The organism is Roseateles noduli (assembly GCF_050626985.1).
GTDB lineage: Bacteria > Pseudomonadota > Gammaproteobacteria > Burkholderiales > Burkholderiaceae_C > Roseateles > Roseateles noduli_A.
This window is the reverse complement of record NZ_CP192463.1, coordinates 1,863,291-1,880,099: the sequence shown is the minus strand read 5'-3', so window position 1 is coordinate 1,880,099 and position 16,809 is coordinate 1,863,291. Positions and strand designations below refer to the sequence as shown.

Sequence of the window (16,809 nt, the reverse complement as noted above, 5' to 3'; positions counted from 1 at the left end):
AAGATGCGACCATGTCCGATTGACAACATGCAGGTCGAAGTGACTCCAGATTCCCGCTACCGCCAGCTGCTCGCCGCCGTTCGTGGCCTCGTTCGATGCGACGCCGCGGCGCTGCTGCGGCTGCTGCCCGACGAGGGCGCGCCGGTGCTGCAGCCCGTGGCCGTCGACGGGCTGGCGGAAGAGGCCCTCGGCCGGCGCTTTCCGGCCGCGGCGCATCCGCGTCTGGCGCGCCTGCTGGAGAGCGGTCGCGGCCTGCGCTTCCCGCCCGATGCCGGGCTGCCCGATCCGTACGACGGGCTGCTGGAAGACCAGCAGGAGCTCGAGGCCGTGCACGACTGCATGGGCGCGCCCTTGCGCGTCGACGGACGGATCTGGGGCCTCGTCACGTTGGATGCGATGGATCCCCACGCGTTCGACGGCGTCGACGACGGCCGCCTGCAAGGCATCGTGCGAATGCTCGAGGCCGGCGTCGCCGCCGAGGAAACCATCGCCGAGTTGGCGCGTCGCGCCGAGCAGGAACAGGCCCTGGCCCGCGCCGCGTCACGCGGCGGATCGCGCGAGCTGCTCGGCCGCAGCGCCGCGATGGTCCGGCTGCGCGAGGAGATCGACACCGTCGCCGGTTCCGAACTCACCGTGCTGATCCTCGGCGAGACCGGCGTCGGCAAGGAATTGGTCGCGGAGCGGCTGCATGCACGCTCGCCGCGGCGCGATCGACCGCTGGTGCAGATCAACTGCGCGGCGCTGCCGGAGACGCTGGCGGACAGCGAGCTCTTCGGCCACAAGCGCGGCGCATTCACCGGCGCGGTCGCGGATCGCAGCGGCAAGTTCGAGCTGGCCGACGGCGGCACGCTGCTGCTGGACGAGGTCGGCGAGCTGCCGCTGCCGGTGCAGGCCAAGCTGCTGCGCGTGCTGCAGAGCGGCGACGTGCAGCGGCCCGGCAGCGATCGGGTGCAGAAGGTCGACGTCCGCGTGATCGCGGCAACCAACCGCGCCCTGCGCGAGGAAGTCGCGCGCGGCCGCTTCCGCGCCGATCTGTATCACCGGCTGTCGGTCTACCCGCTGCACGTACCGCCGTTGCGCGAGCGCGGCCGCGACGTGCTGGCGCTCGCCGGCGGCTTCCTGGAGGAGAACCAGCATCGCCTCGGCGCGCGCAACCTGCGCCTGTCGCCGGCGGCCTCGCAGGCGCTGCTGGCCTACGACTGGCCGGGCAACGTGCGTGAGCTGGAGCACCTCATCAGCCGCGCGGCGCTGCGTGCCTTGTCGTCGGCCGCAGCCGGTCGAGGCGGGCGATGGATCGCGATCGAGCCGGAGCATCTCGGGCTGGGCCTCGTGCCAAGCCAGGCTTCGGCTCCGGCTCCGGCTCCGGCTCCGGGCGCCATTGCCGGATCGGTCATTCCTGCTCCCGACGCCGGGGTCGGGGCGGCATCCGGTATGCCCCTGGCAGACACGGCCGCCATGCAGCCGGTAATCGCTGCCGGTCCCGGGCTGCGCGAGGCGACAGACCGTTTCCAGCGCCAGTGGATCGAGGACGCGCTGCGACGTCACGACGGTGCCATGGCCGCCGCGGCGCGGGACGCCGGCATGGATCGGAGCAACTTCCTGAGACTGCTGAAACGGCTCGGCGTGCACGCGCCGTCGCGATAGCGCGTCCGCCCGGGGCGGTCAGGACGGACGGTACAGTGGCACGAACAAGGGACGACATGACCGCTGACAGGCGAGAGGACGATCAGTGTTCCGGCGAATCCGACGACGTCACGCGTCTGCGGCAGGCCGGCGACGCGGTCTACCGCCGCCTGGTCGAAGGCGTTCTCGACTACGCCATCTTCCTGCTGACGCCCGCGGGCCGCATCGCCACCTGGAATGCCGGCGCGCAGCGCATCAAGGCCTACGCGGCCGACGAGGTCATCGGCCGCCACTTCTCGATCTTCTACACGCCACCGGACATCGACCGCGGCTGGCCGGCGGAGGAACTCAAGCTGGCCCGCGCGCATGGCCACTTCGAGGATGAAGGCTGGCGCGTGCGCAAGGACGGCTCGACCTTCTGGGCCAACGTGGTGATCACCGCGATCCTGAATCCGGACGGCGAGCTGCTCGGTTATGCCAAGGTCACCCGCGATCTCACGGCCCGCATGCAGCAGGAGGCCGAGCGTCTGCGCATGGTCGAACTCGTCGACGAAAGCCGGCGGATGACCGAGTTCATCGCGATGCTCTCGCACGAGCTCCGCAACCCGCTCGCGCCCATCATGAACGTGCTGTCGATCATGGACCGCGAGGCGCTCAGCCCGCGCGGCGAGTGGTGTCTGTCGGTCGCCAACAAGCAGGTGCGCCAGATCAACCGGCTGGTCGAGGACCTGCTCGACGTCAGTCGCGTCACGACCGGCAAGGTGCGCTTGAGCGTCCAGCCGCTGGAGCTCGGCGTCGTCGTCGATGAAGCCGTCGAAGGCATGCGGCCGGCGGCGGATGCCCGCGGGCATCTGCTCCACGCGACGCTGCCCGGCGAGCCGATGCGCCTGAGCGGCGACCGCACGCGGCTGATCCAGCTGGTGTCCAACCTGCTCAACAACTCGATCAAGTTCACGCCGGCGGGCGGGCGCATCGAGCTCAGCCTGCGCCGCGAGGAGGACATTGCCGTGCTGACCGTGTCGGACAACGGCATCGGCATGACCGACGACACGCTGAGTCGCGCCTTCGAGCCGTTCTCGCAAGGCGAGGACCACGCGCGCGGGCATGGCGTGCATGGCGCGCAGGGCGCGCAGGGCGCGCAAGGCGGGCTGGGTGTCGGGTTGGCCCTGGTGCGCAGCATCGCGGAACTGCACGGCGGCGTCGCCGTCGCGAGCAGCGCGGGGACCGGGCAGGGAAGCACGGTGACGGTCCGGCTGCCGTTGCGCGGTGGAGAGCGGCCCCAGCAGCACGCGTGAGTTCAGGGCTTGCCCAGGCCCGGCGCCTACAACGACTTCAGCCAGGCCAGCAGCGCGTCGCGGTCCGCCTTGGACAGCTGCTCGAAGCGCTGACGCGACTTCTCGCCTTCGCCGCCGTGCCACAGGATGGCTTCGGTCAGCGTGCGGGCGCGGCCGTCATGCAGATAACCGACCGGCTGCGACTGGGCGACCTTCGCGGTGTAGCCGATGCCCCACAGGGCCGGGGTACGCCACATCGCGCCAGTCGCCTGGCCTTCGGGCAGGCTGTCCGCCAGGGCCGGACCCATGTCGTGCAGCAGCAGGTCGGTGAAGGGACGGATCGTCTGATCGCGCAGTTCCGCGAACGGATGGTTCCTGCCCGTCTTCATCTCCGCCGTGTGGCAGGCCGCGCAACGCAGCGCGTCGAACACCTTGCGGCCGTTGGCCACCTGGACCGCATCCACGCGATGCTCTTGCGTCGGTGCGACGCCTTTCGGGAATCCGCTCGGGAGGCTCCGTTGAGCCGGCACCGCCAGCAGCTGCAGGTACTGCGTCAGCGCGGTCAGGTCGGCTTCCTGGATGCCCTTCTGCGCGGGCGCCGTGCGACAACCCACCGGGTCGGTGGTGCAGCTGCGGTTCGGGTACACCGGCGAGGTCACCGACATCTCGTTCAGCAGCGCGTGGGCCGCCTGGTGACGGACGCTGGCCTTGGACGCCTTCCAGCCGAAGCGGCCCAGACGCGTCGCGCCGGTTTCCGGATCGAAGCTGAAGTTGGCCTTGCCGAGCACGCCGTCCTGATCAGGGGTCGATCGCACGCGAGCCAGGATGTCCGCTTCAGGCACCGCTTCCAGCAGACCGACGCCGATCAGCGTTTGAGCGGCGCGCGCCGACCACAGCTGCGGCATCGGGCCGTCGAACCGGAATCTCGGCTTGCGCAGCTCGACCTGGGTGCCGTCCGCCAGCGTGACGCCGCGGGTCTCGAAGCCCACGACCCGGACGACATAACCCCCTTCCTCAGGCGCGCCGGAGGACGACATGGCGTTCATCTGGATCGACGCGCCGTAGAGCGGGTCGGGACGCAGGGCGCCGCCGGCGTCCTTCATGGCCACGCGGAAGGCCATCCGGTCCAGGCGCTGGTGCAGCGTGGACGGCGCCGGACCGCGGCCGTTGTTGACGTGGCACTGGACGCAGGTCGTGGCGTTGACGTGCGGCCCCGCCAGGCCGGCGATGGCGGCCATCGGTTCGTTGCCGGGCTCGACGTGAGCCCCCGTCATGAAGCTGCTGTGGGCCCTGCGGCGACCTTCGACGAATCGCTGCATGTTCTGCATGCCGATGTTGGTGGCCGGCTGCTGGAACATCCGGAAGCCCTCGTCCGAATAGTTGTACGGGACGGACCCGAGGCCCCCCGACAGCGTGGAGGCCGGCAGCGGCGCGCTGTTCAGGCGCGGTGCCACGCCGTACCAGGGGGTCAGGCCTTGACCGACGACGTAGACCCATTCGTTGCCGTAGTAGCGGGTGCCGCCGTTGTCGCCCCTGGCCTGCATCGATGCCGTCGTCGTGAACATCGACGGTGCGATCTCGATCGGATCGCCGACCTTCAGCGGCCGTGCCTCCACGCGCGTGCCGTCGGGGAATCCGTCGGCGCCCAGGCCTGCGTGGCCCGGGTAGTCCCTGATCACGACCGTGCAATGGTCGGTGCCGGGCTGACCGTTGGCCGGATAGTCCACCGGCGTGCAGACCGAGCCCGTCGTGTCGAGCAGTTCGCCGTTGTCCATCCAGCCGTAGCCGGTCACGCCGACGCGGTCGAAGGCGCGGAAGAACGCGGTGCCGCCCGGCAGGAAGTCCACCGTCGGGTTGTAGGTGTTGACCTTCAGCGCGGGTCTGCCGACGCCGGCCACGCGGCTGTTGTCGATGATCTCCAAGCCCCAGGTGCGATTCCTGAAGGAGTTCGGCACGAAGCTCAGGTAGGCGCCCTGGCCCTTGTCGACCGGAGCGCCCGACGCATCGACGGTCTCGTTGGGACCCTGGCCGATCTCGTTCCACTCCTCGCCGCGCTCGCGGGCGTGGTGGCCCACGCCGCGGTTGCCGAAGCGCGTGATCAACGTGCCGTCGGGCAACGTGAACTGCAGCGTCTCGATCGGCGATTGCGGCGCGAACAGCGGCGCCAGGCGCGCGCCGTCAGTGGGCGCGAGGAAGGGCGTCGTGGTCGTGATGTCGCCCGGCGCGGTGTCCGAGGCGATCTGGATGCCGCCGTCATGCGGACCATGGCCGCCATCGCCGCCGCAGGCGGCCAGCAGCGCGCTGCCCAGGAGGGCGCGGACGAATGCCTTGCCCATCGTGGTGACTCCCTCCCGTGTCCGTGTCCGTGCCTGTGGGTGTGATTGGTGATGTCCCTCCTGGGGAGGGTCAGGCGGCAGGAGTGTCCTCGTTTGTTTTGCCGGTCGGCAAGTTTTAATGTGTGTCGAATTGATGCGCCGCCAGGCGTGGCTCATGGGCGGTGCGTGTGCAGCTCATGGGCGGCGCAGGCATGTGCGGCTCAAGCATGGGAGAGCGCCGCCGGATCCGGCGCCTTGGGGCCTCCGACAGCGCCGAGCGCGCCGCCCCACACGTGATAGAGCGCCTGCAGCACCACGTATTTCAGCATCTGCGTGGTGATGTTGGCGTCCTTCTCGCTGAGGCCGTGCTGCTGCATGAGCGTCGTCGGCAGGCTGGCCACCATGGCCGTGAGACCGCCGAAGCCGGCGCTGAGGATGGCGTGGGAGGTCCAGCCGACCTTGCTCGCGAAGACATCGCCGAGCGCCTCGGGGAAGGTGTCCTTGAGGTTCTTCACGTGGGCGCCGACGCGCGCGGCGGCGCTGAGGATCTGTTCCGCCGCCGGCTTCTGCAGATGGTCGAGGCAGGCGCCGAGATCGTCGCGCGCCAGGAAATGCTGGAAGCCCGCGCGGCCGGCGCTGACGTCGAAGTCGTTCTTGATGACCCGCATGCCGCCGCCGCCCACCGGCATGCCGAAGGCCGGATCGAGGATCCCGTCCATGGCGGCGCGCTGCTTCGGCTGACCCTTGAGTTCGTAGTTGAGCATCGCCGGGATGCGCACGAGGCCGTTGCGCGCGACCCCGTAGCTGAGGCCTGCGGCGAGCGAGTTGTCCGCGGCCAGGCTGGCCTTGGTCGGCGGATTGGCGCTGGCGACGGGTTCGGGCAACTGCTCGCCCGGCGGGCGGGTGAAGTAGGCGTCCTGGAAGGTCTTGCCCGTGGCGGCGCCGGAGGCGACATCCAGCATCGACAGCGCGAATCCCATCACCGCGCCGGTGATGAGCGCCGGCACGGCGACCGGCAGGGTGGGCATGGCCTTCATCAGACCGGCCAGGGTCAGGTCGGCGAGCTTCAGGTTCGCAGGAATCGTCCCGAGGTTGAAGCCGCTGGCCGAGACCATGCCATGCATCATGGCCGTGCCCTGGTCGCGCCACTGCACCTGCTTGAGCACGGCGACGAGATCGTCGCGGGTGTGGATGCCGCGCGATTCCAGTACCGCGGCCTGCTGCGTGGCCAGGCGCTCGAGCGCGGGGATGTCGTCGGGGCTCTTGCGCATCGCGCTGAGCATGTAGGCGACGCAGCCGGTGATGTCGTCGGGCAGCTTCTGCGCGAGCGAGTCGATGTCGATGCGCGGGTTGACGTCGCGCGGGCTCGGCACGGTGGCCGCGTGCAGCGACGCCAGTCCGCCGGGCGCGCGGGGGCCGTGATCCGGCGCCGTGTGGGGCAGGGGATCGAAAGAGCCCGGCATGCTGCGCGTGAGCTGGGAGATCTCGTCATGCGCGTCGTGGCGAGGGAGCGCGGCCGAGTGTTCGGTCTCGGAGGCCACGCCGCGGCGCTGCTCGGCGATGGAAGGCGCGCTGCCGGCCGGCCGTTGCGCGTCGCTGGACACCGAGCTGCTGCCGCCGGTGAGCTTGGGGGTGAGCGGCGTCATGGGGATGTGTTCGCCGCTGCCCTGCGGATCCGGCAGCCGCCCGGCGCCGCCGGTGCTGTTCGTGGAGGACGTCCGGCTGAGGACCTTCGGCGCCGACTGACGCGGCGCAGAGGACGGCCGGGAGCGGACCGGCGCGGCGTCGGAGCCGCCGTCGTTCTTCGCCGCATCGACGGACGAACGGCGCGAGGACAGGCCCTCGGGGACGATGTGCTCGCTCGAGGGCTTGAGCTGCGGATCGACAGCGGTCGACGTCGCGGGAGGCGTCGACGTCTGCGGACCCGAGAGCGTCTCTGCCGACGGGGGAGGGACGCTGAACGCGCGCGCGGTGGGAATGGTGCTGCTCATGACGCCTTGAGTGCCTTTACATCAGGGCGATATCGTCGGCAGGGCGTCCCTTGTCCGAGCGCCACATCCGAAACCGTGCGCGGGAATGCGAATCAGGCGGGCTCGGTCGGACGCCCGCTTGTCCATGTGCCGTCGGCCGAACTCAGGCCGCGAACCCGCCGTCGATCAGCAGGTCGGCCCCGGTGACGAAACCCGCCTCCGGGCCGGCCAGGTAGGCCACCATCGCGGCGATTTCGTCCGCCTTGCCGTGGCGGCGAAGGGCCATCAGGTCGTGCAGGCTGGCGCCGAACTCGGTGTCCGCGGGATTCATGTCGGTGTCGACCGGACCGGGCGCCACGTTGTTGACCGTGATGCCGCGCGGGCCGAGGTCGCGCGCCAGGCCCTTCACCAGTCCGATCAGCGCGGACTTGCTCATCGCGTAGACGGCGCCGCCAGCGAAGGGCATGCGCTGGGCGTTCGTGCTGCCGATGTTGATGATGCGGCCGCCGTCACCCATGTGCCGGGCCGCCGCCTGCGAGGCGACGAAGACCGAGCGCACGTTGACGGCGACGGTGCGGTCGAAGTCCTCCAGCGTGAACTGGTCCAGCGGCGCCACGGCCAGCACGCCGGCGCTGTTGACCAGGATGTCCAGGCGGCCGAAGCGCTCGGCGACGCCGTCGATGGCCCGGGTGAGGGCGGCGGCGTCGGTGGCGTCCGCCTTGACGGCGATCGCCTGGCCGCCGTTGGCCTTGATCTCCTCGACCAGCGCTTCGGCGGCGATCGCCGACGACGCGTAGCCGATGGCCACGGTCGCGCCTTCGCGGGCCAGGCGTCGCGCGGTGGCGGCACCGATGCCGCGCGACCCGCCGTGGATGAAGGCGACCTGGCCGGTCAGGCGGGCGGTCGAGGCGGTGTTGGTCGTGTTGCTCATCATGTTTCCTTTCGAAGCGGGGTGGTTGATGAGCTCAACTATGGTCGTCGGTACTTGATTGCGGTAGTTGGAAAGCGGCGTGTTCAGTTTCAACCGTTGGTATAAGCTCAGCGCATGTCGACCGAACTCCGCAGCCACCTCGATGCCTTCATCACCGCCGCCGATGAGGGCAGCTTCTCGGCCGCCGCGCGTCGCCTGGGGCTGACGCCCGCCGCGGTCAGCAAGAGCGTCGCGCAGTTCGAGGCGAGGCTTGGCGTGCGCCTGTTCCAGCGCAGCACGCGGAGCCTGGCGCTGACCACCGACGGCGAGCGGTTGCATGGCCAGGTGAGGCGGCCGTGGAGCGAGATCGGCGACGCCTTGACGGATCTGCGGCAGGGCGCCGGCAAGCCGGCCGGCACCTTGAAGGTCGCGCTGGCGCACACGGTGGGCCGCGAGTACTTCGTGCCGATGATGGACGGCTTCGTGCGTCGCTATCCGGACGTCGTGCCGGACCTGCATTTCGACAACCGCCAGGTGGACCTCGTCGCCGAGGGTTTCGACGTCGCCATCGGCGGCGGCATCGAGTTGACGGACGCCTTGATTGCCCGGGAGCTGGCGCGCCTGCGGATCGTGCTCGTGGCGGCGCCGGCGTATCTGGCGGCGAATCCGGTGCCGAAGCATCCGTCGGATCTGGCGCGGCATCGCGGGTTGCTGCGCCGATCGCTGGGGTCGGGGCGGCTGGCGCCGTGGGCCTTGAAGAACAAGGCCGGCGAGCAGGTGGTGGCGAGCGTGCGTCCGGTGATGGTCCTGGACGATCCGGAGGCCATGGCTCGCGCGGCGGCGAGCGGCATGGGCATCGCTTTGCTGCCACTGCCGCATGCCTTGCCGCAGCTGGAGCGCGGCGAGCTGGTGCGCGTGCTGCCGGCCTGGTATGCCGAGGCACTGCCGCTGTCGATCTACTACTCGAGCCGAAGGCTGCTGCCGGCCAAGGTCCGCGCGTTCGTGGACCACGTCGTCGAGGAGTTCCGCGCGCAGGGGCACGCGGCGAGGTTCAGCCAGGGCTGAGGCTGCTCAAATGCGGGACGAAAAAAAACCGACTCCAGGGAGTCGGTTTCTTCTCAGGGGGCGCTGCCGGGTTCAGTAGCGTCCGCCGCCGAAGCCGCCCGAGCCGTAGCCGACGTCCGAGCGCTTGGTGGAGCGGAACTCACCCGTGCTGTGACCGCCGCCCGAGCCGCTGCCTGCTTCGCGGGGACGGGCCAGGGTGACAACGATCGAGCGACCATCCACCGACACGCCATTCAAGGCGGCGATGGCGGCCTGTGCCACTTCGGGCGACGCCATTTCCACGAACCCGAAGCCCTTGGAATTGCCGGTTTCCCGGTCCATCATGACCCGGGCCGAGGAAACACTGCCGAACTCCGCAAAATTGCTTTTGAGGCTGGAATCGGTCACCGAATAGGGCAGATTGCCGACGTAGATTTTGCTGCTCATGGAAGAGCCTTTCTTGATGGTGGCGCACTGTCGACGGACGGATGCGCAAATGGGGGTCGCGGCGCGGACGCGGCGCGGAGAAAACGAGGACTGAATCTGGCGTTGCGCAGAATTGTCACTACGCCGGGGACTGCGGCATGGAGGTTTCCAGCCAGCCCTGGGTGACCGCGAAGAGCCGGGCGGCATGACAGGAGGCGAAGGTCCTGTCGAAGCGGAACACACGGCAGTAGGTGCCGTTGCCCTCCGAGCGGCGAACCGAGAAGGAGGCGCTGAAGCGGCCACAATCGGTTCGGTGTGTCGCGGGCGAAACGACGTATCTGCCCATGGAAATGGCGTTGTTCGGAATCTTTTTCAATCAGTGTCGCAGGCTCGAAGCTCGACCTGCGGGAGCGTGGTGCTGCTCAATCGACTGCAAATTTGCAGGCCAAAAGAGCAAATTGAGGTCACAAAATCGTGACCTTTGAGACGGGACCAGTTTCGTAAAACGTCTGGTCGCTTATCCCGAAAATGGTTATACCACTTCGGCGGTACGCGAGTCAATTTATATAAATTTCATATCTGGATTCAACGCGAAAATCCCGCGCCCTGCGACGCAGGGGAAGCGGTCAACGTGGTGACCAGTTCCGCGACGAACGGGTTGTGCAGCGTCTGCTCCCGCAGGCACACCTGCAGGTGACGCAAGGCCCAAGGCTCCACGAGACGCAGCACGGCGACACGCGGCAGGTCCGTCGCTTCCAGCGCCGACCGGGGCACGATCCCCAGCCCGGCGCCGGTGGCGACGAGCTGGGCAATGGCGCGATACCCCGAGACCTGGACCCGCACGTCCAGTTGCCCGCCCAGCTGGGCGGCGTGGTTGACCAGGAAGGTGTGCAGGGCCATGCCGCTCTGCAAGCCGACGAACGGCTCGTCCAGGCAGACCTTGAAGCTGGCCTGCTTGCGCCGGGCCAGGCGCGATGACATGGGGACCAGCAGCACCAGTTCGTCTTCGCGGTAGGGGAGGTAGAGCAGGTCCGGATGCGCCTGCTCGACGGCCACGACGCCCAGGTCGGCACGGCCGGCGACCACCGCGCTGACGATGTCTTGGCTCGGGCGCTCCTCCAGCTGGATGCGCACGCCCGGGTGCAGCACGAAGAAGCGCGCGAGGTCCGGGGGCAGGTGGCTGCTGATGGCGTTGTTGTTGGCGAAGAGGGTGATGTGCCCCGCGAGGCCCTGCGAGAACGGCAGCAGATCCGCATGCATCTGCTCCAGCTGCGCCAGACACCGCCGGACGTGCTCGAGCATGACGGCGCCGGCGCGCGTGAGCGTCACGCCGCGGGCGCGGCGCAGGAACAGCGGGCTGCCCAGCGACTCCTCCATCGCCTTGAGCCGCAGGCTCACGGAGGAGGGCGACAGGTGGCAGCGGGCCGCGCCGCGGGAGAGGTTGAGCTCCTCCGCCACGCTCAGGAATACCCGCAGATCGGTCAAGTCGTAGTGCACGGTGGCGGTCCTCGAGGCGGCGTCGGTCCGCGTGCGTCCTCCTCTGCGGAAGGCGCTCGCGGTCGACCGAAGCATGCTGTGGTTTTGTCTGAGACAAACGATCAGTTTGCCAGAACTCGCTTCTGCTCAGAGAGGCGCATTCCCATACTGCGCCCCATGACTGAGCAGCTTTCACAAACACTCGACGCCCCGGAGACCTCACGGCCGCCGGTCGGAAAACCCCTGGCGGGCCTTGTCGTCGTCTCGCTGGAGCAGGCGCTGGCCGCGCCGCTGGCGACCTGCCGCCTCGCGGAGATGGGCGCGCGCGTGATCAAGGTCGAACGGGAGGAGGGCGACTTCGCGCGCGGCTACGACCGCGCCGCCTGCGGCGAAGCGTCCTACTTCGTGTGGATCAACCGCGGCAAGGAGTCGGTGGTCCTCGACTTCAAGCAGGCGCAGGATCGCGAGTTGCTCGACGCGCTGCTCGCGCAGGCCGATGTGTTCGTCCAGAACCTGGCGCCGGGCGCCCTGGCGCGTGTCGGACTGGACAGCGAGACGCTGCGCCGGAAGCACCCGCGGCTGGTCACCTGCGACATCAGCGGCTACGGCGACGGCCCGGCCAGCGCGCTCAAGGCCTACGACATGCTGGTGCAGTGCGAGAGCGGTCTCGTCGGCATCACGGGCACACCGCAAGCCTGCGGCCGGATCGGCGTGTCCATCTGCGACATCGGTGCGGGTCTCAACGCCGCGATCGCCATCCTCTCGGCCCTCGCGTCCCGCGAGCGGACCGGCACGGGCTGCGGTGTCGCGGTCTCGCTGTTCGACGGTGCCGCCGATTGGATGACGGTGCCTTACGTGCATCAGGTGTATGGCGCGGGCGCGCCGACGCGCCAGGGTCTGCAGCATCCCTCCATCGCGCCGTACAGCGCCTTCACGACGAGCGACGGCGGCAGCGTGGTGATCAGCATCCAGAACGAACGCGAGTGGGCCAGCTTCTGCGAGGCCTTCCTGGCGCAACCCGCGCTGGCCAAGGATGAACGCTTCAGCAGCAACGACCGGCGCGTGACCCACCGGGAGGCGCTGCACGCCATCCTCGACGCGGCCTTCGGATCCTTGCCGCTGGACGAGGCGCTCGCCCGGCTGCAGCGCGCCAGGACGGCCTACGGGCAGGTCCGCACCGTGGCCGAGATGGCGACGCATCCGGCGCTGCGCACGTGGCCGATGCCGGTGGGCGACCGGCAGCTCGACCTGGTCGCGCCGCCGGTTCGCGCGCCCTGGGATAGCGGGCGCTTCGATCCCGCGCCGTCCCTCGATCAGCACGGCGATGCCATCCGCGCCGAGTTCCTCCCCATCACCGACCGGGCCATCGCATGAGCCGCATCACCTACAACGTCAACAGCGCCAACGACGCCAACAACGACCCCACGAACGGCGGCCACGGGGACCGCGCCGTCATCGACCTGGAGCACCTCCGGACGTGGATCGGCCGCGACAGCTGGTCCGACGACCACCTGTCGGTGCGACAGGCCCGACTCATGGCCGCCACGCTGGGAACGCCTCAGGATGAACTCGTCGTCGGCACGCCGTTGCCGCCGCTGTGGCATTGGCTGTACTTCCTGGAAGGGCTGCCGCCGAGTGAACTCGGCCGCGACGGACACGCCGCGCGCGGCGGTTTCCTGCCGCCGGTGCCGCTGTCCAACCGGATGTGGGCGGGCGGCGAATTGACCTTCCACCGGCCGTTGACCCTGGGCTCGGCCATCGGGAAACGGTCCAGCGTCCGGTCCGTCGAGCACAAGCGCGGTCGCAGCGGCGACCTCGTGTTCGTCACCGTGCGCCATGAGCTGTTCAGCGGCGACGAGCTGGCCGTCACCGAGGACCACGACATCGTCTACAAGGCGCCGACGCCGCCCGGGGCCTCGCGTGCCGCGCCGGTCACGATGCCGGAAGCGACGCATCGCGAGTCCTTCGCGCTCAACTCGACGCTGCTGTTCCGATATTCGGCGCTGAGCTTCAACGGGCACCGCATCCACTACGACGTCGACTACTGCCGCGAAGTGGAGGGCTATTCCAACCTGGTCGTCCATGGGCCGCTGCAGGCCACGCTGCTCTCGGCACTGGCGCGGCGCCTGGGCGACCGACCGCTCCGGCGATTCCGTTATCGCGGTGTCCAACCCTGCGTGCTCGGCGCGCCACTCACGCTCAACGCCGCCCCATCGCCGGAGGGGCTCACGCTCTGGACCGCGTTGGCGGACGGGGCGCCGTTCATGACGGCCGAAGCTTCCTACTGGAGACAACAACCATGACCTCATCGATCCGTCGCCGCTTCCTGTCCCGTGCGCTGGCCTATGCGCTGGCCCTGTCCGCGCTCGGCGCCGCGGCCGCCTTGTCGCTGGCCGCGCCGGCCTTCGCGCAGACCTTCCCCGGCAAGCCGATCACGCTGGTCGTGCCCTTCGTGGCCGGCGGCACGACCGACATCCTCGGGCGCATCGTCGCGGAGGCCATGGGCAAGCGCCTGGGGCAGGTCGTACTCGTGGACAACCGCGGCGGCGCCGGAGGCAACCTCGGCGCGGCGATGGTGGCCAAGGCCGAGCCCGACGGCTACACGCTGCTGATGGGCTACAACGGCACGAACGCCATCAACCCGTCGCTGTATCCCAGGCTGTCCTGGGATCCGATCAACAGCTTCAGTCCGATCTCGCTGGTCGCGCGGGTGAACAACGTCGTCGTCGTGAATCCCGCGCTGCCCATCAACAGCCTGCAGCAGCTGGTGGCCTATGCCAGGTCCAATCCCGGGAAGGTGAACTACGGATCGGCGGGCGCGGGCTCGATCTTCCATCTGGCGGGCGAGATGCTCTCGCAACAGACGGGCGTGCAGATGACGCACGTGCCGTACAAGGGCGCGGCGCCGGCGCTGACCGACCTGATGGGGGGCCAGATCGATCTGATGTTCACCACCATCCCGAATGCGCTGCAGCACATCAGGACGGGCCGGCTGCGCGCGCTGGGGGTGACCGGCGATCAGCGCTCGCCGCTGTTCCCGGACCTGCCCACGGCCGCGGAGGCCGGCTACAAGGGCATGGTCGTGGATTCCTGGTTCGGGATCTTCGCGCCGCACGGACTGCAGCCGGCCGTGCAGGCGAAGCTGAACCAGACCCTGCGAGCCGTGCTGGCCGACCCGGAGGTCGTCAGGCGCATGAAGGAACAGGGCGCCGAGCCCCGGGCGTCGTCGCCGGCCGAGCTGCAGGCGCTGTTGCAGACCGACCTCAAGAGCTGGAAGGCCGTCGTGACGGCGGCGAAGGTGTCGCTGGACTGAGGCGCGTTTCGCGCGTCAGTCTTTCGAGGTGACCGGGGCGAAGCCGCCCCTGTCGACCCATGCTAAAGACTGACAATGTGCATTATGTTGCATTAAGGGCGGACGGTATCCCGTGTCGGACCAGGCGTAGTCGCCCCTCTCCCTTCCGCGCCCCAAGCTTGAGCTCGCCTTGCCCTCAGCAGGATCGAAGCCGAGAACCAGCGTTGTGCTGACCTCGCTGCATTGGCCGGCCGCTTAGCATCATCCGCATGACCACGGAGGTACTCATGCGCCTGGCTTCCGACGCACCATCCGAATCAGTAGCCGTCGCGACCGTCGGCACAAGAAATGCGCTGGACCGGAACGTCGCTTCCTCGCATTCGACACAAGGCCAGGTAGACGCGTCGCCGCGCATCCTGGCGCAACGCCGGCTCATCCAATCATTGGGGATGAACGACCAGAACCATCCTGTGATGCGGGTTGCCCAGCGAGAGATCAAACCGGGGGTGCTGAACGTCGCCGGAGAGGAACACAGGGAGTCGGACAAACGACGAGACGCGGAAAAGGCATTCCAGCAGGAAAAGTGTCCTGGTGAGTATTGGAATGAGCACGCCTTCCGCACCACTTTCAAGGGCAACAACGTGTCGGGCGACCCGGGAATGCTCATGGCGCTGGGGGCGATCTTTCATGTGGACGAGATCGGCCTTGGAACAGTTCCGGTCCCTCGAGAGATCGTCCGACACACGCAGAAATGGTTGACGACGATGGAGACCGCCGTCGCCTGGGGAACCAGGGAGGCCGAGCTTGGAATGGTCAGCGAGCCGGCGCAGGGCAAGACGATTGGCACCCTGCTCCCGGCGTTGAGAACGCAATGGGAAGTCCTGTGCGACCTTCTGACTGCCGCCGCCACCACGTCGGAAAACGCTGGTGAAGTCAGGGAGAGGATCAAAAGATTCAACAAGCAACTCAACCTCTGCAAGGCAAGAGTGCAGAAGCATGGCAAATGGGAAAGCCACGATGCGGCTTCAGCTGCGATCAGCGCGGGACGATCAACAAAAATGCATGACGCCGCGCAGCAGGAAAGCGGTCAGAAGGTGGGCATCTGGAAGATCGGCGAATCACACGTGAGAGATATCAAGGATCTGGAGAAAGATTACAACCTCGTCACGCGCACTGAATTCAATTCTCAATACGACGAATGGGCCAAGGGCGGATCCGTCAGTTCTTCCTCGAGCCCCAAGACCGATTCAAACAAGATGACCGAAGGCGGCGGAAGCAGTGAGGTGCCGGTTGCCAGCAGCAGCATCGGTGTCAGCGCCAGTAGCGGCAGTAGCGCCAGTAGCGGCAGTGACAGCACCGGCGGACAGAAGCTTCAGGAAGAAACGCAATAAGCCTGGACAGGCGAGACCCGCGTCCTCAGGACATCAACAGCAGCAGCTTGCCAGTCGTGGCGCGGCTTGCCATGTCGGCGTGAGCCTTCGCGGCATCCGAGAGCGGATATTCACCGCCGATGTGGACCTTCAGCGTGCCCTCGGCGATCCAGTCGAACAGTCGCGCCGTGTGCGCACGCAGCAGTTCCGGCGTGCAGACATGGTCGAAGACGACCGCGAAGCCCAGCTTGATGCTCTTGGGCAGGCGCATGACGTCGAGTGGCCCGGGGTCGCCCAGCACCTTGCCGTACCAGCAGAACGTCCCTGCGCGGCGCAGCACCTCCAGCGATCCGTGGAACGTGCTGGGGCCGGAGCCATCGAACACCACGTGCACGCCCTCGCCGCCCGACAGTTGGCGAACTTCCTCGACGAACTGGTCGTCAGTGCCGACGAGGACATGATCCGCGCCAGCCGCCCGGGCCACCGCCACCTTGTCCGGCGACGAAACACGACCGATCACCTGCCCGCCGCGCCGTTTGATGATCTGGGTCAGAAGCAGCCCGACGCCGCCGGCCGCAGCGTGGACGAAGGCAATGTCGCCCGGCTGGATGGGATGGAAATCGGTCGCGAAATGGCTGGCGGTCAGACCTTGCATCATGACCGCCGCAGCGGTCTTGTCGTCGATGCCGTCGGGGATCGGAACCAGTGAGGTCGCCGCAACGGCGATCTTCTGCGCATAGCTGCCCGGCACGTACATCCAGGCCACCCGCTGGCCGATGGCGAAGTCTTCGACACCCGCGCCCAGACCCAGCACGCGACCCACGCCCTCGACGCCGAGCGTGCGCGGCAGGGGCATCTCATGCCATGCCATGCCCTGGCGCACGCCGATGTCCATGAAGTTGACTCCCGCGACGGCCACCTCGACCAACACTTGCCCAGCGCCAGGCACCGGGTCCGGTTGCTCCACGTACGCCAACACATCGACGTCGCCGGTCCGGGTCATCACAACTGCATGCATCGCATTCCCTTTTGCTCTGGGTGATTTCAAGACGGAGGTCTTTCTGATTCAGTCCATGGTATTGATCCGTTTGTGGACGATCAATCGCTGA

General features: G+C 68.3%; 14 protein-coding genes. 7 read left to right on the top strand and 7 right to left on the bottom strand.

Annotation, left to right across the window (positions count from 1 at the left end):
* The first annotated feature begins 3 nt into the window (after positions 1–3).
* The gene (gene norR / locus ACQ4L4_RS08115; RefSeq protein ID WP_431103743.1) at positions 4–1,644 is read left to right on the top strand and encodes a nitric oxide reductase transcriptional regulator NorR; all 1,641 of its coding nucleotides are present in this window, start codon (positions 4–6) and stop codon (positions 1,642–1,644) included.
* Between the two features lie 56 nt (positions 1,645–1,700).
* Positions 1,701–2,918: a PAS domain-containing sensor histidine kinase gene (locus tag ACQ4L4_RS08110; RefSeq protein ID WP_431103742.1), complete on the top strand. Its 1,218-nt coding sequence runs from the start codon at positions 1,701–1,703 to the stop codon at positions 2,916–2,918.
* Positions 2,919–2,944: 26 nt separating this feature from the next.
* Here ACQ4L4_RS08110 and ACQ4L4_RS08105 read toward each other — a convergent pair whose 3' ends face one another.
* The 3 genes from ACQ4L4_RS08105 to ACQ4L4_RS08095 form a co-directional block, all read right to left on the bottom strand.
* Positions 2,945–5,233 (bottom strand): di-heme oxidoredictase family protein, encoded by a 2,289-nt coding sequence (locus ACQ4L4_RS08105; protein ID WP_431103741.1) that lies wholly within the window; start codon positions 5,231–5,233, stop codon positions 2,945–2,947.
* 200 nt (positions 5,234–5,433) lie between these two features.
* The gene (locus ACQ4L4_RS08100; protein ID WP_431103740.1) at positions 5,434–7,203 is read right to left on the bottom strand and encodes a hypothetical protein; all 1,770 of its coding nucleotides are present in this window, start codon (positions 7,201–7,203) and stop codon (positions 5,434–5,436) included.
* A 142-nt stretch (positions 7,204–7,345) separates the two neighbouring features.
* A complete protein-coding gene (locus ACQ4L4_RS08095) occupies positions 7,346–8,113 on the bottom strand; it encodes an SDR family oxidoreductase (protein WP_431103739.1) in 768 nt (255 codons plus the stop codon).
* A gap of 114 nt (positions 8,114–8,227) precedes the next feature.
* Here ACQ4L4_RS08095 and ACQ4L4_RS08090 point away from each other — a divergent pair, with 114 nt between their 5' ends.
* Positions 8,228–9,157: a LysR family transcriptional regulator gene (locus tag ACQ4L4_RS08090; protein WP_431103738.1), complete on the top strand. Its 930-nt coding sequence runs from the start codon at positions 8,228–8,230 to the stop codon at positions 9,155–9,157.
* 72 nt (positions 9,158–9,229) lie between these two features.
* Here the strand turns inward: ACQ4L4_RS08090 and ACQ4L4_RS08085 are convergent, their stop codons facing one another.
* The 3 genes from ACQ4L4_RS08085 to ACQ4L4_RS08075 all read right to left on the bottom strand — a co-directional run bounded on the left by ACQ4L4_RS08085 (position 9,230) and on the right by ACQ4L4_RS08075 (position 11,059).
* The gene (locus ACQ4L4_RS08085; protein ID WP_431103737.1) at positions 9,230–9,583 is read right to left on the bottom strand and encodes an RNA recognition motif domain-containing protein; all 354 of its coding nucleotides are present in this window, start codon (positions 9,581–9,583) and stop codon (positions 9,230–9,232) included.
* Positions 9,584–9,701: 118 nt separating this feature from the next.
* Positions 9,702–9,908, bottom strand: a complete 207-nt coding sequence (locus tag ACQ4L4_RS08080) for a hypothetical protein (protein WP_431104901.1) — start codon at positions 9,906–9,908, stop codon at positions 9,702–9,704.
* Between the two features lie 239 nt (positions 9,909–10,147).
* Complete coding sequence (locus ACQ4L4_RS08075) at positions 10,148–11,059, bottom strand: LysR family transcriptional regulator (RefSeq protein WP_431103736.1); 912 nt, start codon at positions 11,057–11,059, stop codon at positions 10,148–10,150.
* 156 nt (positions 11,060–11,215) lie between these two features.
* On the opposite strand from ACQ4L4_RS08075, the gene ACQ4L4_RS08070 reads away from it, so the two are divergent.
* The 4 genes from ACQ4L4_RS08070 to ACQ4L4_RS08055 all read left to right on the top strand — a co-directional run bounded on the left by ACQ4L4_RS08070 (position 11,216) and on the right by ACQ4L4_RS08055 (position 15,721).
* A complete protein-coding gene (locus ACQ4L4_RS08070; RefSeq protein WP_431103735.1) occupies positions 11,216–12,412 on the top strand; it encodes a CaiB/BaiF CoA transferase family protein in 1,197 nt (398 codons plus the stop codon).
* Positions 12,409–13,341 (top strand): FAS1-like dehydratase domain-containing protein, encoded by a 933-nt coding sequence (locus tag ACQ4L4_RS08065; protein ID WP_431103734.1) that lies wholly within the window; start codon positions 12,409–12,411, stop codon positions 13,339–13,341. The genes ACQ4L4_RS08070 and ACQ4L4_RS08065 overlap by 4 nt, the downstream gene beginning before the upstream one ends.
* Positions 13,338–14,351, top strand: a complete 1,014-nt coding sequence (locus ACQ4L4_RS08060; protein WP_431103733.1) for a Bug family tripartite tricarboxylate transporter substrate binding protein — start codon at positions 13,338–13,340, stop codon at positions 14,349–14,351. Before ACQ4L4_RS08065 ends, ACQ4L4_RS08060 begins: the two co-directional genes overlap by 4 nt.
* A gap of 266 nt (positions 14,352–14,617) precedes the next feature.
* Positions 14,618–15,721, top strand: a complete 1,104-nt coding sequence (locus tag ACQ4L4_RS08055; RefSeq protein ID WP_431103732.1) for a hypothetical protein — start codon at positions 14,618–14,620, stop codon at positions 15,719–15,721.
* Positions 15,722–15,746: 25 nt separating this feature from the next.
* On the opposite strand, the gene ACQ4L4_RS08050 is transcribed toward ACQ4L4_RS08055, so the two are convergent.
* On the bottom strand, positions 15,747–16,718 hold the full coding sequence (locus ACQ4L4_RS08050; RefSeq protein ID WP_431103731.1) for a quinone oxidoreductase family protein: 972 nt from the start codon (positions 16,716–16,718) through the stop codon (positions 15,747–15,749).
* Between the last annotated feature and the right edge of the window lie 91 nt (positions 16,719–16,809).

What these genes read in the sequence shown, in the direction of transcription:
- norR (WP_431103743.1), top strand. Translation starts at nt 4, where the DNA reads ATGCGACCATGTCCGATTGACAACATGCAGGTCGAAGTGACTCCAGAT.
- ACQ4L4_RS08110 (WP_431103742.1), top strand. Translation starts at nt 1,701, where the DNA reads ATGACCGCTGACAGGCGAGAGGACGATCAGTGTTCCGGCGAATCCGAC.
- ACQ4L4_RS08105 (WP_431103741.1), bottom strand. Translation starts at nt 5,233, where the DNA reads ATGGGCAAGGCATTCGTCCGCGCCCTCCTGGGCAGCGCGCTGCTGGCC.
- ACQ4L4_RS08100 (WP_431103740.1), bottom strand. Translation starts at nt 7,203, where the DNA reads ATGAGCAGCACCATTCCCACCGCGCGCGCGTTCAGCGTCCCTCCCCCG.
- ACQ4L4_RS08095 (WP_431103739.1), bottom strand. Translation starts at nt 8,113, where the DNA reads ATGAGCAACACGACCAACACCGCCTCGACCGCCCGCCTGACCGGCCAG.
- ACQ4L4_RS08090 (WP_431103738.1), top strand. Translation starts at nt 8,228, where the DNA reads ATGTCGACCGAACTCCGCAGCCACCTCGATGCCTTCATCACCGCCGCC.
- ACQ4L4_RS08085 (WP_431103737.1), bottom strand. Translation starts at nt 9,583, where the DNA reads ATGAGCAGCAAAATCTACGTCGGCAATCTGCCCTATTCGGTGACCGAT.
- ACQ4L4_RS08080 (WP_431104901.1), bottom strand. Translation starts at nt 9,908, where the DNA reads ATGGGCAGATACGTCGTTTCGCCCGCGACACACCGAACCGATTGTGGC.
- ACQ4L4_RS08070 (WP_431103735.1), top strand. Translation starts at nt 11,216, where the DNA reads ATGACTGAGCAGCTTTCACAAACACTCGACGCCCCGGAGACCTCACGG.
- ACQ4L4_RS08065 (WP_431103734.1), top strand. Translation starts at nt 12,409, where the DNA reads ATGAGCCGCATCACCTACAACGTCAACAGCGCCAACGACGCCAACAAC.
- ACQ4L4_RS08060 (WP_431103733.1), top strand. Translation starts at nt 13,338, where the DNA reads ATGACCTCATCGATCCGTCGCCGCTTCCTGTCCCGTGCGCTGGCCTAT.
- ACQ4L4_RS08055 (WP_431103732.1), top strand. Translation starts at nt 14,618, where the DNA reads ATGCGCCTGGCTTCCGACGCACCATCCGAATCAGTAGCCGTCGCGACC.
- ACQ4L4_RS08050 (WP_431103731.1), bottom strand. Translation starts at nt 16,718, where the DNA reads ATGCATGCAGTTGTGATGACCCGGACCGGCGACGTCGATGTGTTGGCG.